This window comes from Thermosipho melanesiensis BI429 (assembly GCF_000016905.1).
Taxonomy (GTDB): domain Bacteria; phylum Thermotogota; class Thermotogae; order Thermotogales; family Fervidobacteriaceae; genus Thermosipho; species Thermosipho melanesiensis.
On sequence record NC_009616.1, the window covers coordinates 594,063 to 612,861 of the forward strand.

The following is an 18,799-nucleotide window of genomic DNA, read 5'->3' on the forward strand; positions in this document are numbered from 1 at the left end:
ATCACCTCTTTCTAAGTCTTGGGTTGACAATTTCTTCGAGACCTCTTCCTAAGAAATAAAATCCTGAACAGAATATTGTTATTATTAACCCCGCAGGTATCCAAAGCCACCAATATGCACCTATATTTCCCGATGAAAGATAACCAGATGTCCATGCTGTATTGATCATTATACCCCAACTAATCCTTATCCTCAAAAGCCCGAAAAAGCTAAGGGATGCTTCTGAAAATACAGCCCCTGTAACGTTAAACATCATATATAGGAATGAAAGAGGCATGACATTGGGAATAATGTGATTGAATATAATATATCTGTTGCTCGCTCCTGCAACTTTTGCAGCTTCTATATAAGGTTTCACTTTTATAGTTAACGCCTGCGCTTTAATAACCAAAGTTATTCCTCCAAATCCTCCAAGAAGACCTAAAATCAAAGCAAGCCAGAAAAGATTTAATTTAAAGAATCCCGACAAAACAATTAAAAATGCTATACCAGGAAACAAGAGCATCAAATCCGCAAGTCTCATAAAAAATGTATCAATTATTCCACCGTAATATGCTGCAGTAGTTCCTATTATTGTACCAATAGTTACAGTAATAACTGCCGCAAGAAATCCCAACATAAATTCACTAGGCGTACTCCTCCAAAGCTGCATAAATATATCTCTTCCACCTGGATCAGTACCCAAAACATGCCATCTATTTGGAGGAAGTGGATGTTGAATTCCCAATTTTGATTCAAGAGCAAGCTGATTGTATATTGAAACCAATAACTTTTGAGCATCTTTCTGCGAAAGATTAATTGTTTTTTTCAAATTATCAACAACTGTTGAAATATCATTCTGGGCCATCAAAACATTACTGTATTTTTCTTCCCAATAACTTTTATCTTCTAGATTTTCTATGTATTTTTTTATTAAACTTTTCATAGTTTGTTTTGATAAAATATCATACTCGTGGAATTTGTTTATAAAGTTTATCTGTTCAGTAAGCGCTAAATTACCTTCCAGTTTTTCTACTATATCTTCCCTTTTGTAATTTATATCCCCAGCACTTTTTATGTTTTCCACTATTAAATCAAAATGCTTTGTTCCTTTTGTTGCATATGACAAAAGCGCCACCATAGGTTTATCCAAAGCGGGAATAAATTTAGTATAATCCATTGAAAGATACACCTCTGGAACTTTTATTTGTTCAATTGATTTGTTGTAAATATCTGATATTATTGACATCATGAAAACTCTCGAATTTGCTACAAGCTTGAAAAGATCTTCTTGTTTTTTTCTAAAACTTTCCTGTATATCTTCAAAATCTTTTAGCTTATTTTCCAATTTTGCTTTAATATCTGATGACAAATCAAAACTTATCGTTGCAAGATTTATTCCTGATAAATAATCTAATATTATTTGTGGATTTTTAATATCAAATGTTAAACCTAACTGAGTAAAGGTCTTTTTAAGCTCAGAAAAATACTGCTCTATTCTATTCAAATTTGATTTTTTATTCTCAGAATTTTCCAAATCAGGGACCTTAGTTTCAGCAAATGGCATTAGATCTTTGTAATGCGAATTCTCTAATTTTGAAATAATTTCCTCATTTTCTTTTATCTTTGCATATGTAATTAAATCTACCAATGTATTAAAGACCGTTGCCTTTGTTAGATCAAATGTAGAAATTTTATCAAACCTTATTACATCCTCTAAATCTTTCTGATTGGAAACCGAAACTTGAACGTTTATTTCTCCCTCTTTGTACAACTTTTGAACTGCTTTAAATATTTCTTCTTCTGCTTGTTTTATTTCCTCTTCATTATAGTTTAATCCTAAAAGCTCATTGAATTTTTCTCTTTCATCTCTACCCTTTGCTATTTTTATCCAAAGACCAATGGTAGAAACTTCCCTTTTATTTTTATAAACGGATAACGCTTTTGCCAACGTTTCAACATCTACACTTTCTAAAAGCTTTTTAAAAGATGTTAATGAAAATTTCTTTCTGTCACCAATTTCAACCACATCAGATAAGGGTTTAACAATAATTAGATCCTCTTCCAATAACTGAGATAACTGAGTTTGAAATCTCATTCTTTCTTTTATGGGAAAATAACTATCTACTATTGTATCTAGTATATGTCTAAAGGCTTGTGCATAATCCAGATTAACAAATTGCCTTTGAGCAATATCTATCCTTTTCTCAATTTCTTTTTTAAATGCTTCACCTTGATCAAGAAATGAATAGGTAAAAAGTTTTGAAGAAGGAATCTCTATTCCCTTAATGATATTTTGAGCTGACATGTGCTTTGAAATGTATGAAATATCTTGAACCCGTGGATCAGTACCAGTAACAGGATGATAGATACTATGATCTACAAATTGCCACGCAATCGGATAAGTAAGTGCAAAGATACCAAATATGATTATAATGGTTAACCCAAAAACTCCCATTTTACTCTCTTTAAAAAGATTCCAATTCTTTCTAAAATTTTTTATGAAAAGTTTTAATTTTATTTTAGTAATAGATTCATTTGCCATCAAATTTCACCCCTCAATATCTAATTCTAGGATCAAGGATTGCATATAGAATATCAGCTACCAAATGAGCCACAAGAATAAACACACCGGTAAAAGTTAAACATCCCATTGCAAGAGGTGTATCTTGAACAAGTGTAGCATTTAATAAAGTAAGTCCCATACCTTTCCAAGAAAACATAGTCTCTGTAATAACACCACCACTAACAGTAGTTGCAAGGGATAAAACAAAACTAGTAACTAACGGTAATAACGCCGTTCTTGCCGCATGTTTGTCTCTCACAACTTTATCGGGAAGTCCTTTAGCTTTTGCTGTTGTAATATAATCTTCTTTTATTATCTCAAGCATAGTATCTCTCATAACCAACATACTTCCCGCAAAACCAAGAACTGTTAATGATAATACTGGAAGAACAACATGATACACTATATCTAATGCATAATACCCATATCCATTAAATATCCAATAAAGAATTACAATAGCAATACCAAAAAAAGTAATGCTTAACATAGATATTGATTTAGCCTTTTTTGTTTTCATAAATGCTGCAACTATTAACCCTACTACCCAGAAAACAACTAGTAAAAACGCACTTAACAAAAGCCTTATAAATACATCTTGAGTAGAGAATTTAACGTTCAACCATTTAGATGGTTCTATAAAACCGCTTATTGGGAATATTTTCAACACAACACCAAAAAGCCAAATCATAATAAGCATAAAAAACGGAGTAAATATAGTCCAAAAGACTATTCCAACAAATGTGGCAATTTTATCTGAAATGCCTCCACGTTTCCAAGCAATTCTTTTTCCAAGGTTATATCCCAAAACATACGAAGAAAGTGTGGTCATTAAAAACAAAAATACAGTTCTTGGAAGCCTTTCTGCAATTATTTCTTCCACTCGTTTGGGATATTCCGAAAAAGATATTCCAAGTTCCAAATTAAAGAAATTTCGCATATGTTTTGCGTATTTTACATACCACGGATCACCTACACCAAACAGTTTTTTTATTCTCTCCATCATTTCCGGTTGTTTCATAATTTTCGGGTCAAGAAACTTTGAAGTATAATCTCCTGGCATTGCTAAGAATATAAAAAACACAACAGTTACATATATCACAAGTAAAATTAACATTTGATATATCCTGTTTCTTACAAATTTAAACAATCCAGGAAGTGGTAGTGAAAATAAGTACAAAACAATAGAAAGTAAATAGTTAAATCTTGGACTAAAAACAAATAGGTATTTAAACCCAAAAAACGCAGAAAAATAAAGTAAAAGAGATATAAAAAGAAAAATATAATGATAAACCTTTTTCGTATTAAATATAGTTGTCACAATTGCAAACAAGGGCAAAACTAATCCAAAAGCAAGAGTTTTGGAGAAAAACAAAAACACAAAAAACAACAATCCTATTATTAACTGTGTCCAGTGTTTTGTATTCATTTTCACCTCTCCTTTTTGTAGTAAAATTCCCCCCTCGAAAATCGAGGGGGAAGAGAATTATTTTACTTTCATTACATTTTCCGGGAATCCGTTATAGTTTTGAATACCATCGAGTGTGTCTGTGTACGGGAATTGGATTGTATCTCTGTAAGCCTCGTAAATTGGTGTTGTAAAGAGAATGATATATGGAAGATCTTCTGCAAGAAGTTCTTGTGCTTCTTTTATCGCTTCAACTGCTTCATCAAAGTTATCTGCCATTTCAAATTCTTCTACTAATGCATCAAATTCAGGATTATTGTAACCTGGAGTGTTAAATCCTTCTGGTGCCATTTGGTCTGATGCCCAGAAGCTCTTAAAGTATGTTGGTACTCTTCCTATACCCCAACCAAGCATGTACATATCAAAATCAACCTCATCAAATGCCCTTGTAACTATTTCATTGAAATCTGTAAGTTTTACATCAATTGGAATACCAAGATCTTTTGCCCATTGCTCAATATATATTGCTGTTGTTGCTCTCATTGGGTCGTATTCACCTGATGGTGAAAGAAGTTCAAGATCTGGTACGTAGTTTCCATCTGGACCTTTAAGTCCTTTACCGCGTTTGGAAACTGGATTTGCAGGATTATCTGGATTTATAACTGGCTCTTGATCCCAGCTAAAGCCCGCCTTCTTAAGAAGATCTACGGCCAATTGATATCTTTCCGCTCTTGAAAGTCCTTCACCTATGGTCTTTACATCCGTATTAAACCAGAACGTATTTGCTGGTGGTACAGGTGTTGCAAGAGGAATTGCCTTTCCTTGAAGTACCCTATTACAAATATAGTCCCTGTCTATTAATGCTGCTATTGCTTGCCTAAATTCCTTTATATTGAAAGGATATTTTCTCATGTTAAATGCAAGATATCTAAATCCAAGTGAAGGATTAACTGTTAATTTTATGCCAGGTACACCCTTAAGAGATTCAAATTCTCCAGATGTTAAACCATTTGGATTCAGTACGAAATCAACATCGCCTTTTTGAAGTGCTTGTAGCGCAACAGACTTGTTCCCATAAATTCTATATATAATTTTATCAACATATGGTCCATTAACAACTTCTAACTTTACATATCCATTTGGCTCTGGATTGTTACTTGTCCATTTGTAACCACTGTTTGGATTTTCAACTACAAATCCACCATTTTCATAGTAAATAGATTTTTCACCTTTTGCCCAATAAAAGTTATCATCAACTTCTTTTTTCACTTCAACAAATGCACCTTTTTCTATCTTCCCAAGGTTTAATGCAGTAATACCAGGATCTACAACTTCTTGACTTAGTAACCAATTAACAGGATTCTCTTGTTGTTTAGCTTTTTCTACATATGGTTCCCAGAAATTTTTACATACCAATGCTGTCATAAGTGTATCGTAATATATTGTCATTGTCTTTTTTTCTTCAAAGTAGAATTTTACAGTCCATGGATCAATTTTTTCAACCTTTTTGGGTTCATATGCACCCGTCCAGTTACCACCTGGTATTTGCAATTCTTGAATGGTATTATAGGTAAACACAACATCATCTGCTGTAAATGGTGAACCATCACTCCATCTTAAATCTTTTCTCAATTTAACCGTTACTGTATACATTCCATCTTCTTCTACTATTGTTGGAACTTCTAACGCTGCAGATGGTATCAACATTCCATCTTTGTTCATGGAAAGCAATGATGGATATTTCCAAAGCTGCACATAGAAATTCCACGCCGATGAACCAGAACCTAACAGATTCCAAATATTTGTTGTCGTAATATCCTCTAGTAAAGCATAGTTCACAACTGTTTCAGCAAATATAAATATACTCAATAAAATAGTTAGAAAAACTAACAAACGTTTCATCTTAAGACCCCCTCCTTTTTAAAAATGTAACAAAAACAATATTTTGTTAACCAACAATATATATTATACATAAATTGAAACAAAAAAGTCAAATAAACTCAATAAAAAAATCTACACAATATGTTTATACTTAAACATGAGGTGATATTGTGTTATTTATTGAGTCTGGAATTTTTAAAGGTTCAAAAATTGAAACAGTTCCAAATTTCAAAACAAGGTACACTCCTGGCATTGTTAGATTAGCACTTGTTAATATGTTAGATTTAAACGATAAAAAGGTTTTAGATTTATGTGCAGGTAGTGGAATAGCAGGGTTGGAATTTTTAAGTAATGGAGCCGGGTATGTTACTTTTGTAGATATATCAGATAGAGCAATAAAAACTATTAGCAAAAATGTTAAAAAGTTAAATTTGAAAGAAAAAGTTAACTTAATAAAAAAAGATGCAAGAATATTTTTGAAAAGCATTAAAGAAAAATATGACATAGTTTTTATGGATCCACCTTTTGGATTAGGCATTGTAAACGAAATATTGCAATTAATTTGCAAAAGCTTGGAAGATGATGGCATTTTAATTGTTGAACATTCAAAGAGAGAAAAAACAACACCTCCAGACTGTCTGGAGGTGTTGAAAATAAAAAATTATGGTGATGTTGTTATCGATTTGTATAAACTAAAAGATATATCTCAATTGTTTTCTCATTAAAAAGCTTATACCAATTGTCCCAACAAGCATAATTGTGGAAATAGCATTTATTGTTGGAGTTATTCCAAACCTAATCATTGAATAAATTTTCAACGGTAAAGTAGTTGAACCAGGACCTGCAACAAAAAATGTTATGACAAAATCATCAATTGAAAGTGTTAATGACATAAAAAATGCCGCAAGAATACCAGGAAAGCTTGCTGGGACTATTACCCTTAATAATGTTTCGAGCTTTGATGCGCCAAGATCATATGATGCATCTATTATACTCTTATCAAAATCCTGTAACCTTGAAAAAACTATCATCATAGCATATGGCAAAGAAAAAGTTGTATGCGCTATGAATATTGTAAAAAGACTCAATTTTGTTTTTATCATGACAAAAAAAATCAGTAATGAAATACCAATGATTATATCCGGTATTATTAACGGTAAATACGAAATAATCCAAATATATTTTTTGTACTTAAACCTCTCCAAATATAAACCTATTGCGGCAAGAGTACCAAGTACGGTAGCAATAACACTGGAAGAAACCGCCACAATTATGGAGTTAAAAAATGCATTCCAAATATCAAATGAATTGAAAAACAATTCTTTATACCAATGAAAACTAAAACCTACCCAAACGGGAGATTTTGAATTGTTAAATGAAAACAACACAACAATGAATATTGGTATGTAAAAAAATATAATTACAAATATCGTTATGATTTTTGAAAAACTACCTGGTTTCATTTTAACTCCCCTTTTTGCGTTTGTTTTACAAATAAAAGTACACTCATTAATGTTAGTATTGTTAATATCGCTGAAATCGCTGTAGCTGCCGGCCAATTCTTTGCAACGGTTAATTGCCTTACAATTTCATTTCCTACCATTTTGGAATTTTTACCACCAACTAGATCGGGAATTGCATAAGAGCCAAGTGCTGGAATAAAAACAAAAATGGTAGCGGTTATTATTCCCGATTTTATGTTAGGAATTAACACCTTAAAAAAAGCTTTTAATCTACTTGAACCTAAATCTAAAGACGCTTCCATAATTGTTTTATCTAACCTTTCAATAGAAGCAAATAATGGTATGATAGCATAAGGTAAGTATGTATAGACTATTACTAATATTACTGCAAATGGGTTGTACAAAAATTGTATATAGTTACCCGTCAATTTTGAAATTAGCTGATTAACTATTCCATTGTTTCCTAACACGAAAATCCACGCATATATCCTTATTAATGAGTTTGTCCAAAAAGGTATTACAACAAGTAAAAGTAAAAAATTTTTAATTTTACTATTCGCAATAAAATATGCTGTCGGAAGGGCAAGCAAAATAGTAATTATTGTAGCTAAAACTGATATCCAAATACTTCTCCAAAGTATTTTCAAGTATCCAACAGAGAACAAAGTTTTATATCCATCAATCGAAAAAGAAAAATCAATCCCACCATAAATAGATTTTTCCATAAAACTATAGCTAAGAACTATAATAATCGGCACTAAAAAGAAAATCAGCAACCAAAATGAATAACCCAACGTATATTTCATCATTCCACCTCAACAATATAACTATCATTTGGATCCCAACTTACAAAAATCTCATCTTTCCAAGTTAATATAGTTTCATCCAACAAATAATTTATATGCTGTTTATACACCTTTAAGATATAACCTTCATCTAATTTTACAAAATATTTCGTTTGATATCCCATGTAAATTTCCTCTTCAATTACCCCATGAAATACGTTTTCACCTTTTAAAGGCTTTTTCGATATCTTAATTTTTTCAGGCCTTAATGTAATCAAAATATGAGCATTTTCATTAACTTCCTTATCTTTATAACACACAAATTCACCTATTCCAGGAGTAGTTACCTTAATAAACTCATTATTAACTTCTTCAACCTTACTTTTCATAAGATTTGTTTCTCCAATGAATGTTGCTACAAATTTATCCGCAGGACTTTCATAAATTTCGTAAGGAGTACCATATTGTACAACTCTTCCTTCATTCATTACCGCAACATGATCAGATATACTCAATGCTTCAGCTTGATCATGTGTTACATATATAAAAGTAATTCCCACCTGATCATGAAGATTATCAAGTTCGATTAAAAGTTCCTGTCTAAGCTTTGCATCCAAAGCACTTACGGGTTCATCTAAAAGAAGCACTTTTGGTTCATTTGCAAGAGCTCTTGCAATAGCTACTCTTTGTTTTTGCCCCCCGGATAATTGATTCGGCTTTTTATATGCATGTTCTTCCAACTTTACAAGAAAAAGCAATTTTTCAACCTTTTCCATTATCTCATTTTCATCCATCTTTTTTAGTCTCATAGAAAAAGCAATATTTTCAAACACATTTAAATGCGGAAATAAAGCATAATTTTGAAATATTGTATTAGCAGGTCTCCTATTTGGAGGCATACTCAAAACTGACTCACTATCAAACAAAACATCTCCACTATCAGCACTTTCGAGCCCTGCAATTATTCTTAAAAGCGTAGTCTTGCCACATCCAGAAGGACCAAGAAGGGAGAAAAATTCTCCCTTCTTAATTTTTAAATTAATATCCTTTAATACTTGAAAATCATCAAACCATTTATTTAGATTTTTTATAGTTACAGAACTCCCAATCATATCTATTCCCCTTACATTATTATTTCTTGCCAAGCTTTATTGTAAAGTTCTATTGCTTCACCAATATCATTTATAAATTCACAATTTTTCAAATCCTCTATAGTATAAATGGGCTCTTCTGTTGTATATTTTCTTGCTTCAACATTTGGTGAAGGTAATGCTAAAAAGTCAGCAATTAAAGCTGCATTTTTAGGTTCAAGTATATGGTTTATAAACTTATACGCAAGATCTACATGTTTTGCGTCCTTTAGTATTACCATATTGTCTATCCAAAGTGTACCACCTTCTTTGGGGATGAAAAAATCAAAATCATCTTCGCTGCCTTCTGGTATCCTTTGGAAAATATCTTCACCATAACCGTGTACAACCCAATATTCTCCATTAACTATTCCATTTGCATAAGATGATGCATCAAACTTTACTATATTCTCCCTCCACTTTAATATTAACTGCTTTGCCTCTTCTATTTCTTTTGGATTCGTTGTATTTACAGAATATCCCAAGTATTTTAAAGCACCACCAAATACTTCCCTCATATCATCTAATAGAGTCATTTTCCCTTTTAATTTTGTATCTAAAAATATGCTCCATGAATGTTCGTAATTCTTGACAAATTTTTTGCTAACACATATCCCCGTAGATCCCATCATATATGGTACGCTATATTCATGATTGGGATCGTATGTGGTTTTTTCCAAAATGTTCTTATCCAAATATTTGAAATTTGGTATCTTCGAAAGATCCAACTTTAGCAATAATCCTTCTTTTTTCATTATTGAAACGTGGTCACCAGAAGGAAATACTATATCGTATCCTCCTCCACCGGCCTTAATTTTCGCATACATTTCTTCGTTAGAAGCAAATGAATCATAAATTACTTTACAATTGTACTTTTCTTCAAAAGATTTAATAACCTCGTCGGGAATATATTCCTCCCAGTTGTAAATATAAAGTACCTTTTTCCTTGGAATAGCAACAAAGGTAACTACAATAAAAACGGCAATTAATACAACCGCAATCCAAAATTTTTTCATACATACCCCTCCTTTTTCAACAAAAATGGATGGACTTTTAAGCCCATCCATATTTTAATTAATTCTCCAAACATTATAATTCTTCTAATTCTTTTTTTAGAAATGTTGGTAGTGCAAAAGCTGCTCTGTGAATTTCTTCATTGTAATATTTTAATTCTTCAGAAAAGTTTTTAACTTTTTCAGGCTCAAAATCCTTTAATGGATCAATTCCTTTTGATGCAAATGTATATGACCACATTCCACTTGGATATGTTGGCATAAATCCAAGATAAAGTTTGGTAATCGGAAATACCTTTTTGATTCTAGAAAATGCCAATCTCATCCATGCACCATCATATAACCAATCTTCAGATTCCGCAGAAAGAGTTCCATTTTCAGTTAATGCGTCAAAACATGCTTTGTAAAATTCTTCAGTAAATAAATGACCACCTTCACCTGCAGTTGGATCTGTAGAATCTATTATTATTACATCAAATTCATTTTTAAATTTTCTTACAAATTGTGAGCCATCTTCAAATACCAATTCTACCCTTGGATCATCCAATTTAGAAGCAGTTACTGGTAAATATTTTTTAGCTGCTTCAACCACCATCTCATCAATTTCACACATAACAACTTTTTCAACACTTTTATGTTTTAGTACTTCTCTAACGCTTCCACCATCGCCTCCACCAATTACCAATACCTTCTTTGGGTTTGGATGCATAAACATAGGAACATGAACAAGCATCTCATGATAGAAAAAATCATCTTTTTCCGTTGTCATGGTTATTCCATCCAACGAAAATACCCTTCCAAAAAAGTCCGTTTCAAAGATATCTATTCTTTGATATTTGCTTTGTGCAGAATACAATGGCTTATTAATTTTCATAAATATTCCCGTATTACCTGGTGTATAGTATTCAAAATACCAAAGATGTCTGTTTGGAACAAAACCATATTGAAAATCTTTCATTATCTTTTTTTCTATATTTTCACTCATAATTACACCTCCATCTTGTGTGGGGAATTTTCGGGTATACCAATTTCATCATATTTTCCTCTTAGATGTTCTACAACATGAACCCTTTGAGATTTTAAAATTTTTTTCAAATAGGAAAATGCCTTCCAAGGATCTACATCATCACCACATGTAAAAAGATCTACCGCAGCATAACCGTATTCGGGCCAAGTATGAATGGTAAGATGAGATTCGGATATTACCACAACACCACTAACTCCATATGGGAGGAATCTATGGAATGAGGAGTTTACTAATGTAGCACCTGTTTCGTACGCTGCTTCTTTCATTGATTTTTCAATAGCTTCAACATTATCCAATATTTCTTTGTTACAATCGTAAAATTCTGCAATAATGTGTCTTCCTAAACTTTTCACGTTAATCCCTCCCTTTCTTTTTATTCTATATCAATCCATATAAACTTAACTTTTTCTTTGTATGGATTTCTTATTTTATGTTTCCTATCAGCGCAATAATAAAAACAATCTCCTTCATTAACTTTATATTTCTTTCCATCCAAAATCAATTCCAACTTCCCACTAATCACAAAACCAAATTCATCACCTTCATGTGGTTCTTCTTCCTCTGTTTCAGCGCCTGGTTCCATCTCAATCAACTTTGGGTCTATAGATTTATCTTCAATATTATCCATTAAAATAAATCCTTTTATACCCAATTCATCTAAATACATAGGAACTCTATCTTTGACTTTAAAAACTATTTTCTCTTGCCGTTTATCATTTGAAAAAAATGTTTTTAAATCACTTCCCAAAACCCTCAAAATTCTTTCCAATGTATCTATCGATGGAGAAACCTGATCATTTTCTAGTTGAGAAATAAAACTTCTTGAAAGATCACATCTATCCGCTAGTTCCTCTTGTGTATACCCCCTTGCCACTCTCAAAGTCCTTATTTTCGAACCTAATTTCAACATCCCACCCCGTTAATGTCTATAATACTAAACAAAAAATGTTTATGATACACAACATATTATATAATTTTTTTCTGGGGTTTCAAGTTAATTTTGTGTAAAACAAAAGTAACGAAATCATTCTGGATGATGTTAAAAATAAGTATTAAAAAGATATTTGATGATATAATAAAAACAAAAGAAAGGAGGTTTTACAGTGATATTATTCGGCACAGGTGGAATAAGAGGTATTATGAAAGAAGGTGAATTTGACGAAAAGACAGTTATGGTAGCTAGTAAAGGCGTTTCAAACTATATGAAGGATAACAATTTAAAAAGTATGGTTATTGCATATGATACAAGGAACAACTCTCAAAAATTTGCAGAAATTTCAGCTAGTGTGTTTGCCGCAGATGGACATAAAGTTTATATATTTCCCGAACCCGTTCCAACACCTGCTTTATCTTTTGCAGTAAGAGAGTTAAAATGTGATATGGGAATAGTTATCACGGCAAGTCACAATCCACCTGAATATAACGGTTATAAGGTATATACATCAGACGGTGTACAAGCTGTACCTAAGTTAACAGATATCTTAGCTAAATATGTTGAAAGAGCTTGGAATACCCCTATTGAACTTTCTAAAAATTTCAACTATTTAGAAAAAAAAATTCTCAATAATTATGTTGATAAAGTAGCAAAACTTATTTCTACAAACTTAAGTGGCCTAAAGATAGTATATACTCCCCTTCATGGCACAGGATTAAAACCAGTTGTATCCGTATTAAAAAACCTTGGTGCAGAATTAATCCTTGTTTCTGAACAAGCGTTTTTTGACGGAAACTTTCCAACTGTAAAAAGTCCTAATCCAGAAGATGATGAAGCATTAGTTTTGCTAAAGGAATACATGGAAAAATTTGAAGCAGATTTAGGAATTGCAACTGATCCAGATTGTGATAGAGTAGGTGTAATTTGGAAGGGAAAAAGATTAACAGGGAATCAGGTAGGAGTACTAATTACAGACTATTTACTTGAAAATGCAACTGAAAATGATATGATTATCAAAACAATCGTCACTACAGACATGGTAAAACCCATGTGCAAAGAAAAAAATGTAAAACTTTTTGAAACTCCTACGGGATTTAAGTTTATTGGTCATCTTGCAGAAAATAGCAATCACAATTTCTTATTCGGCTTTGAAGAAAGTTGTGGCTATCTAACGGGAAATCTTTCAAGGGATAAAGACGGTGCAGTTGGGGCGGCATTAATTGCGGCAGTTTCCAAAAAATTTGACTTAATTGAAAGATTAAATTCTCTGTATGAAAAGTATGGGTATTATATGGAAAAACTTTTAACCTATAAATTCAAAAACGCCGAAATTGCTAAAAATATTTATAAAAAGCTAAAAACAATAAACTTTAGAGAAAAGATAATAGATTATTCAAAAGGATATGAAAATATCGAACCAAACGAAACAATTGCCATTATTTTTGAGGAAGGAAAGATCTTTATAAGGCCCTCTGGCACAGAACCCAAATTAAAAGCTTATGTTATGACAGTCTCAGATTCTGAAGAAACGTCATCAAAAAATTTGGAAATACTTGTAAATAAATTTAACGATATACTAGACAACTTAAAATAATGGGGAAAGTTCCCCATTATTTTTCATTTGTTTTTTCTTTCATTGAAAGAATCACCTGTATAAATGAATCATATAAAGAACACAATTCTGGAAATTTTGTACAAAAAAGTTCCATTTCTGCATTAATTATCTCTATATCTTCTCTAAAAATAGGTCCAGTAATAGTTTTTAAAGTGCCACTTTTTTTGATATTTTTAATTGTATTGTTTAAAAGGCTTTCCATTACTTCTGTAAATAATTCCTTAGGTAAATTTGCATCTTCGTAAATACTTTCCGCAAGATAAATAAGTGAATGCGTAAAATTACTCATTATAACTGCAGCAAGATGGTAATGTGTCTTAGATTCAGAAGGAATAACATATGGTTTCCCTTCTAGCAATCCCACAATTTTTTTTGCTATTTCAATATTTCCCTCTATACCAAAAGGTACATCCTTAAATGAAATTTCATTTCCAATAACCGGACAGTTTGGATGAATAGAGGCAGGATGCCATTTTTCTGGAAATATAGTAGAAGGATAAAAACCACTAAAATGTATTACCGTAGTATTAGAAGTTACAAATCTCTCCAACTTTTCTTTTGCTTCTGGTAGTGCCTTATCAGTATAACCAACAAACAAAATTCCCTCAAAATTAAAAGAATCGTTATACGTAACTGGAATTCCCTGTTTAAGTTCTTTTGAAATTTTTTCAGCTTTTTCTTTATTTCTTGAGAGTATATATCCAATTTCAACTTTATCTTTTAGATTATATAGAAGTGCCGTTGTTACTTTTCCTACTCCTGCTATGTTTATTTTCATTAAAAACCACCTACCCTTTAAAATAAACCAGTTATATATACCAAAAGCGGAGCAATTAATAAAGCAGGGAGAAAGTTTCCTACCTTTGTATCTTTTATATCAAGTATTTTTAGCCCTAATCCAAGTATCATAATTCCTCCCGTTGCAATTAAATCGTTCAAATATTGAGGTGATGTTAAAAAAGAAAGTTTCGAAGCAAAAAGAACAAACAATCCTTGGACAACCAAAACGGAAAAAGCAGACAATAATACTCCTAATCCATAAACCGATGACAAAACAATAGAAGAAATTCCATCCAAGAGGGATTTCATGTATATAAGAGAACCATCTTTTGTAATCCCAGCGGTTATTGAACCTATTATAGTCAATGGTCCAACCAAAAATAAAAGAGATGATGTCACAAAGCCCGTTGAAAAATCTCCTTCTTTGATAGAATCACCTAACTTTTTTAATTTACCTTCAATATTTAACAACTCCCCAATTATTCCGCCAATTGCAAGGGAAGAGAGAAGTATTAAAAAATTGTTGCTTTTAAGTATCATAGAGATAGATAATCCCATAGTGGATAATCCAACTGCATAAAATAATATTTTTTGAGCATTTTCTGGTATGCCTTTTTTTGCAAAAATTCCGACAAAACTACCAATCACAATGGCAATTGCATTTACTATAGGCGTAAACACATATATCACCCCATATTAAATGTAAATAATGAACGCTCCCGATATGAGTATAGTTGCTCCAAAAAATCTAAGTTTTATATTTTCTTTAAATATAAAACGAGCTACTAAAATTGAAACAAGCGAAGATAACATTGATATTGGCTCTGCGATACTCACATCAATTTTTTTGAATGCCATTAAAAGTGCAAAATATGCATATGCATTACACACCCCACCAAAAACCAAAGCAATAATTTTTGACTTTACAATTTGAACGTATATTCTTAAATTCCTATTTTTAAAAAAGCTTATTAAAAAAAAGTAAACACTTATAACTAAATACACACCTAAAGAATACCCAAGTTTATCAAATGACTTTGTTAAAAAACCATCAATAGTTCTCCCAATAGCCATTAAAAAGGAAGATATTATCATAGAAATTGCGCCTTTGCTCTTCAATAAGTTTTTGTAAGAAAGCTTTAAATTTACGTCTTTTTTTAGATACGAAACACCGTAAATCATAAAAAGGCTTCCAAGTATTTTTTGAATCGTAATCTTTTCCTCAAGAAAGATAGAAGTGGTAAAAATTAAAAAAATTGCATTTACATTGTAAAGGGGTGCAACCACAGATACATCTTCATATTTTAATGCATACATGTATAAAAAAAATGATAATGCATATATTGTGCCACTAAACACAGAAACTTTTATTATATTAAAATTTACCTTTCCTAAAAAAGGTAACAAAGTTAATGTAGAAAAACTAAAAAATCCCCACGCAGAAAGTATAGGAGATGTCTTTCTAGTTATTATCTTTCCAAAAATTCTCTCAAAACCAAGAAGTACTATTCTAAACGTTATCCATTCCATATTTTTTTAAATACTTTTCGTAATATCTTTCTTGTAAATCAAACATCTTTTTTGCATTCGTTTTATCATACTCATGATCATATCCACTACAATGTAAAGCTGCATGTATCAATACCATTAAAAGTTCCTTTTCATATGTATTTGAAAATTTTTTGGCATTTTCTTCTATTACATCCTCACAAAGATATATTTCCGCAAATAAGTCGTCATCACCGTAAACAAATGTTAGAACATCTGTTTCGGAATTAATATTTCTAAATTCTCTATTTATTTTTTTTATTTTTTCTTTTGAAAGGAAAACAAGATTTATATTTACTTCTTTTCCCAATTCGTTTCTTGTTACTTCGTCCACCGTTCTTATATATTTCTCCTCTATATTCTTATTCGTTGTTACCATTTGCTTGCACCACCTTTTTTATCTCTTCTTTTGGATATTCTATCCTAGTCTTTGTAATATTTACAACTACCTTAATAAATTCATCGATTATCAGTTCCAATTCTTTTAGTGTTAACCCTGACTCATCAAGTTGTTTTTCATTGTATATTCCAGAAACAATTTCCTCAACTTTGTCCTTTATCCTTTGATAATTTGATGTATTTATACTCTTTAAAGCAGCTTCAACACTATCTGCAAGCATTATAATCCCTGCTTCTTTAAATTGCGGTTTTGGCCCTGGATACCTAAAGGAATCTTCTAGTACGTTTTCTTCTAATTCTTTTGCTTTGTAGTAAAAGTATTTTTGCACCCGTGTTCCATGATGTTGGGGAATAATAAATTCTATCCTTAAAGGTAGTCTATATTTTCTTGCAAGTTCAACACCTGATTTCACATGGTCTTCTAAAACAATATGACTCAAAAAAGGACTTATTTGATTATGAGGGTTTTCTTCACCATTTTTTAAATTTTCAACAAAAAAGTACGGCCTAATCATTTTCCCTATATCGTGAAAATACGATGCAACTCTTGCGAACGTCGAATTTACCCCAATTCTTTCCGCTGCTGCCTCAGCAAGCGTTGCAACCATTATACTGTGATAATACGTTCCAGGAGCTTGTAAAGATAATCTTTTTAACAAAGGATGATTCATATTTGCAAGTTCTGATAAACCAATATTCGAATAAATTCTTGAAAAATATTCTATATACGGAAGAATCCCCAATATTATCACAGTTGAAACAAATGGATTTAAAATGCTATAACCAATTGAATAGATGTTAAGATAAACGGGTTTTAACGGAAACTGCGATATAGATAAAAGAAGGGCAATCAAAGAAGTAAATATAGCTGCTTTTGCTATCTCTATTCTTCTTACTATATTTCTAATAAGATAATTCATAATAATAATCTGCGGAATAAAGTAAAATAGTGAATAGAAGTCTCCAAAATGAAAGGAAAGTAAAACACTTTGAAGAATACCCGCGGTAATTCCAACCTCGTAAGTAATTAAAAGCGTTAACAAAAGAGATGAAATCAAAAAAGGAGATAAGCTAACATCCCAATTTTTCATGGAAGGATATGTAATAAAAATTCCCGCAATGAATATAACGTAGAATGTATATTTGTATATTTTATGTAATTTAAAGTAATATATATTTTTATAAAGGAAATAAACAATAAAATACCATGCAAAAACCAAAAGAATAAACTCATTCAAAGCTTTTACAAAGTTAAAATCAAACAGGTTTATTAGGGTAACCGAAATTAACGAAACAAACAATCCTTCAAGATTAATTCTTTTCATCTCTTTCTCCTTTTTCATATTTTTCATACGCTTTTATTATTTCCTTTACAAGCGAATGTCTTACAACATCTGCCTCCGTAAGATAAACAAAACCTATTCCCTCAATATCTTTCAGAATCTTTTCCGCCATAACAAGTCCAGAATTTTCCCTTATATCTATTTGGGTAATATCCCCCGTCACAATAGCTTTTGAATTAAACCCTATTCTAGTTAAAAACATCTTCATTTGTTCATATGTGGTATTTTGCGCCTCGTCTAGTATTATAAACGCATTATTCAAAGTTCTACCTCTCATATAAGCAAGGGGAGCAATTTCAATTATATTTTTCTCCCTATATGAAATGAACTTTTCAAACGGAAGCATATCCATTAATGAATCAAAAAGGGGTCTAAGGTATGGGTCAACTTTCTCAGACAAATCGCCCGGCAAAAAACCCAATTTTTCCCCAGCCTCAACAGCAGGCCTTGTAAGAATTATTCGATTTACCTTTCCGCTTTTTAGATAATCAACCGCCAAAGCAGATGCAAGATATGTTTTACCGGTACCTGCTGGACCAATGACAAATACTATATCGTTGTTTTCAACAGCTTCAATATACTTCTTTTGCCCTTTAGTTTTAGGTTTTACCCTACCTCTTACAATCGTCTTTGTTACAACATCTGTTAGAATTTCTGAATTTTTCTCACTTTCTTTTTCTGAAACAAGATATTCAAACTCTTGTCTATCTAAAAGATGTCCATCACGTGTTATATTCACCATTTCTTGGATTATACTTTCCACCGTTTTTAAATCTTCTTTATTTTCACCTTTTATAAACACTTCATTTCCCCTTACTGAAATATCAAGCCCAAATCTTTTTTTCAAATACCTCAGTCTATTATCATACTGCCCAAAAATTTCAACAACTAAAACATCTTTTGGAATAGTCAATCTCTTTAACACCTAAGC

General features: G+C 31.5%; 18 protein-coding genes. 2 read left to right on the forward strand and 16 right to left on the reverse strand.

Going from position 1 to position 18,799, the window contains the following annotated elements; all coding sequences use genetic code 11:
* Position 1: 1 nt before the first annotated feature.
* The 3 genes from TMEL_RS02925 to TMEL_RS02935 are packed head-to-tail and all read right to left on the reverse strand — an operon-like array spanning position 2 to position 5,852.
* Positions 2-2,524, reverse strand: a complete 2,523-nt coding sequence (locus tag TMEL_RS02925) for an ABC transporter permease (protein ID WP_012056790.1) — start codon at positions 2,522-2,524, stop codon at positions 2-4.
* 13 nt (positions 2,525-2,537) lie between these two features.
* Positions 2,538-3,971 (reverse strand): ABC transporter permease, encoded by a 1,434-nt coding sequence (locus TMEL_RS02930; protein WP_012056791.1) that lies wholly within the window; start codon positions 3,969-3,971, stop codon positions 2,538-2,540.
* A 57-nt stretch (positions 3,972-4,028) separates the two neighbouring features.
* Positions 4,029-5,852: an ABC transporter substrate-binding protein gene (locus tag TMEL_RS02935; protein WP_012056792.1), complete on the reverse strand. Its 1,824-nt coding sequence runs from the start codon at positions 5,850-5,852 to the stop codon at positions 4,029-4,031.
* Between the two features lie 149 nt (positions 5,853-6,001).
* Between TMEL_RS02935 and rsmD the strand changes: the two genes are divergently transcribed.
* Positions 6,002-6,556 carry a 16S rRNA (guanine(966)-N(2))-methyltransferase RsmD gene (gene rsmD / locus TMEL_RS02940; protein WP_012056793.1) on the forward strand — a complete coding sequence of 185 codons (555 nt, stop codon included), beginning with the start codon at positions 6,002-6,004 and terminating at the stop codon, positions 6,554-6,556.
* On the opposite strand, the gene TMEL_RS02945 is transcribed toward rsmD, so the two are convergent.
* The 7 genes from TMEL_RS02945 to TMEL_RS02975 form a co-directional block, all read right to left on the reverse strand.
* Positions 6,524-7,294 carry an ABC transporter permease gene (locus tag TMEL_RS02945; protein ID WP_012056794.1) on the reverse strand — a complete coding sequence of 257 codons (771 nt, stop codon included), beginning with the start codon at positions 7,292-7,294 and terminating at the stop codon, positions 6,524-6,526. The genes rsmD and TMEL_RS02945 overlap by 33 nt on opposite strands.
* Entirely contained in the window at positions 7,291-8,100 is an 810-nt protein-coding gene (locus TMEL_RS02950; protein ID WP_012056795.1) for an ABC transporter permease, read from the reverse strand. The genes TMEL_RS02945 and TMEL_RS02950 overlap by 4 nt, the downstream gene beginning before the upstream one ends.
* Entirely contained in the window at positions 8,100-9,191 is a 1,092-nt protein-coding gene (locus tag TMEL_RS02955) for an ABC transporter ATP-binding protein (RefSeq protein ID WP_012056796.1), read from the reverse strand. Before TMEL_RS02955 ends, TMEL_RS02950 begins: the two co-directional genes overlap by 1 nt.
* A gap of 11 nt (positions 9,192-9,202) precedes the next feature.
* A complete protein-coding gene (locus TMEL_RS02960; protein WP_012056797.1) occupies positions 9,203-10,225 on the reverse strand; it encodes an extracellular solute-binding protein in 1,023 nt (340 codons plus the stop codon).
* Positions 10,226-10,298: 73 nt separating this feature from the next.
* Positions 10,299-11,207, reverse strand: a complete 909-nt coding sequence (speE, locus tag TMEL_RS02965) for a polyamine aminopropyltransferase (protein ID WP_012056798.1) — start codon at positions 11,205-11,207, stop codon at positions 10,299-10,301.
* A 2-nt stretch (positions 11,208-11,209) separates the two neighbouring features.
* Entirely contained in the window at positions 11,210-11,602 is a 393-nt protein-coding gene (gene speD / locus TMEL_RS02970; protein WP_012056799.1) for an adenosylmethionine decarboxylase, read from the reverse strand.
* A 20-nt stretch (positions 11,603-11,622) separates the two neighbouring features.
* Entirely contained in the window at positions 11,623-12,156 is a 534-nt protein-coding gene (locus tag TMEL_RS02975) for a helix-turn-helix domain-containing protein (protein ID WP_041425945.1), read from the reverse strand.
* A 196-nt stretch (positions 12,157-12,352) separates the two neighbouring features.
* On the opposite strand from TMEL_RS02975, the gene TMEL_RS02980 reads away from it, so the two are divergent.
* Positions 12,353-13,777: a phospho-sugar mutase gene (locus tag TMEL_RS02980; protein ID WP_012056801.1), complete on the forward strand. Its 1,425-nt coding sequence runs from the start codon at positions 12,353-12,355 to the stop codon at positions 13,775-13,777.
* A 16-nt stretch (positions 13,778-13,793) separates the two neighbouring features.
* Here TMEL_RS02980 and TMEL_RS02985 read toward each other — a convergent pair whose 3' ends face one another.
* Genes TMEL_RS02985 through TMEL_RS03010 form a run of 6 tightly spaced genes read right to left on the reverse strand, consistent with a single transcriptional unit; the run spans position 13,794 to position 18,793 of the window.
* Complete coding sequence (locus TMEL_RS02985) at positions 13,794-14,576, reverse strand: Rossmann-like and DUF2520 domain-containing protein (protein WP_012056802.1); 783 nt, start codon at positions 14,574-14,576, stop codon at positions 13,794-13,796.
* A 17-nt stretch (positions 14,577-14,593) separates the two neighbouring features.
* Positions 14,594-15,259, reverse strand: a complete 666-nt coding sequence (locus TMEL_RS02990) for a DUF554 domain-containing protein (protein WP_012056803.1) — start codon at positions 15,257-15,259, stop codon at positions 14,594-14,596.
* 15 nt (positions 15,260-15,274) lie between these two features.
* Entirely contained in the window at positions 15,275-16,108 is an 834-nt protein-coding gene (locus tag TMEL_RS02995; protein WP_012056804.1) for an EamA family transporter, read from the reverse strand.
* Positions 16,089-16,505, reverse strand: coding sequence for an rRNA maturation RNase YbeY (ybeY, locus tag TMEL_RS03000; RefSeq protein ID WP_012056805.1), 417 nt, complete (start codon positions 16,503-16,505; stop codon positions 16,089-16,091). Before ybeY ends, TMEL_RS02995 begins: the two co-directional genes overlap by 20 nt.
* Positions 16,489-17,850: an HDIG domain-containing metalloprotein gene (locus TMEL_RS03005; RefSeq protein ID WP_012056806.1), complete on the reverse strand. Its 1,362-nt coding sequence runs from the start codon at positions 17,848-17,850 to the stop codon at positions 16,489-16,491. The genes ybeY and TMEL_RS03005 overlap by 17 nt, the downstream gene beginning before the upstream one ends.
* Entirely contained in the window at positions 17,837-18,793 is a 957-nt protein-coding gene (locus tag TMEL_RS03010; RefSeq protein ID WP_012056807.1) for a PhoH family protein, read from the reverse strand. The genes TMEL_RS03005 and TMEL_RS03010 overlap by 14 nt, the downstream gene beginning before the upstream one ends.
* Positions 18,794-18,799: the final 6 nt, after the last annotated feature.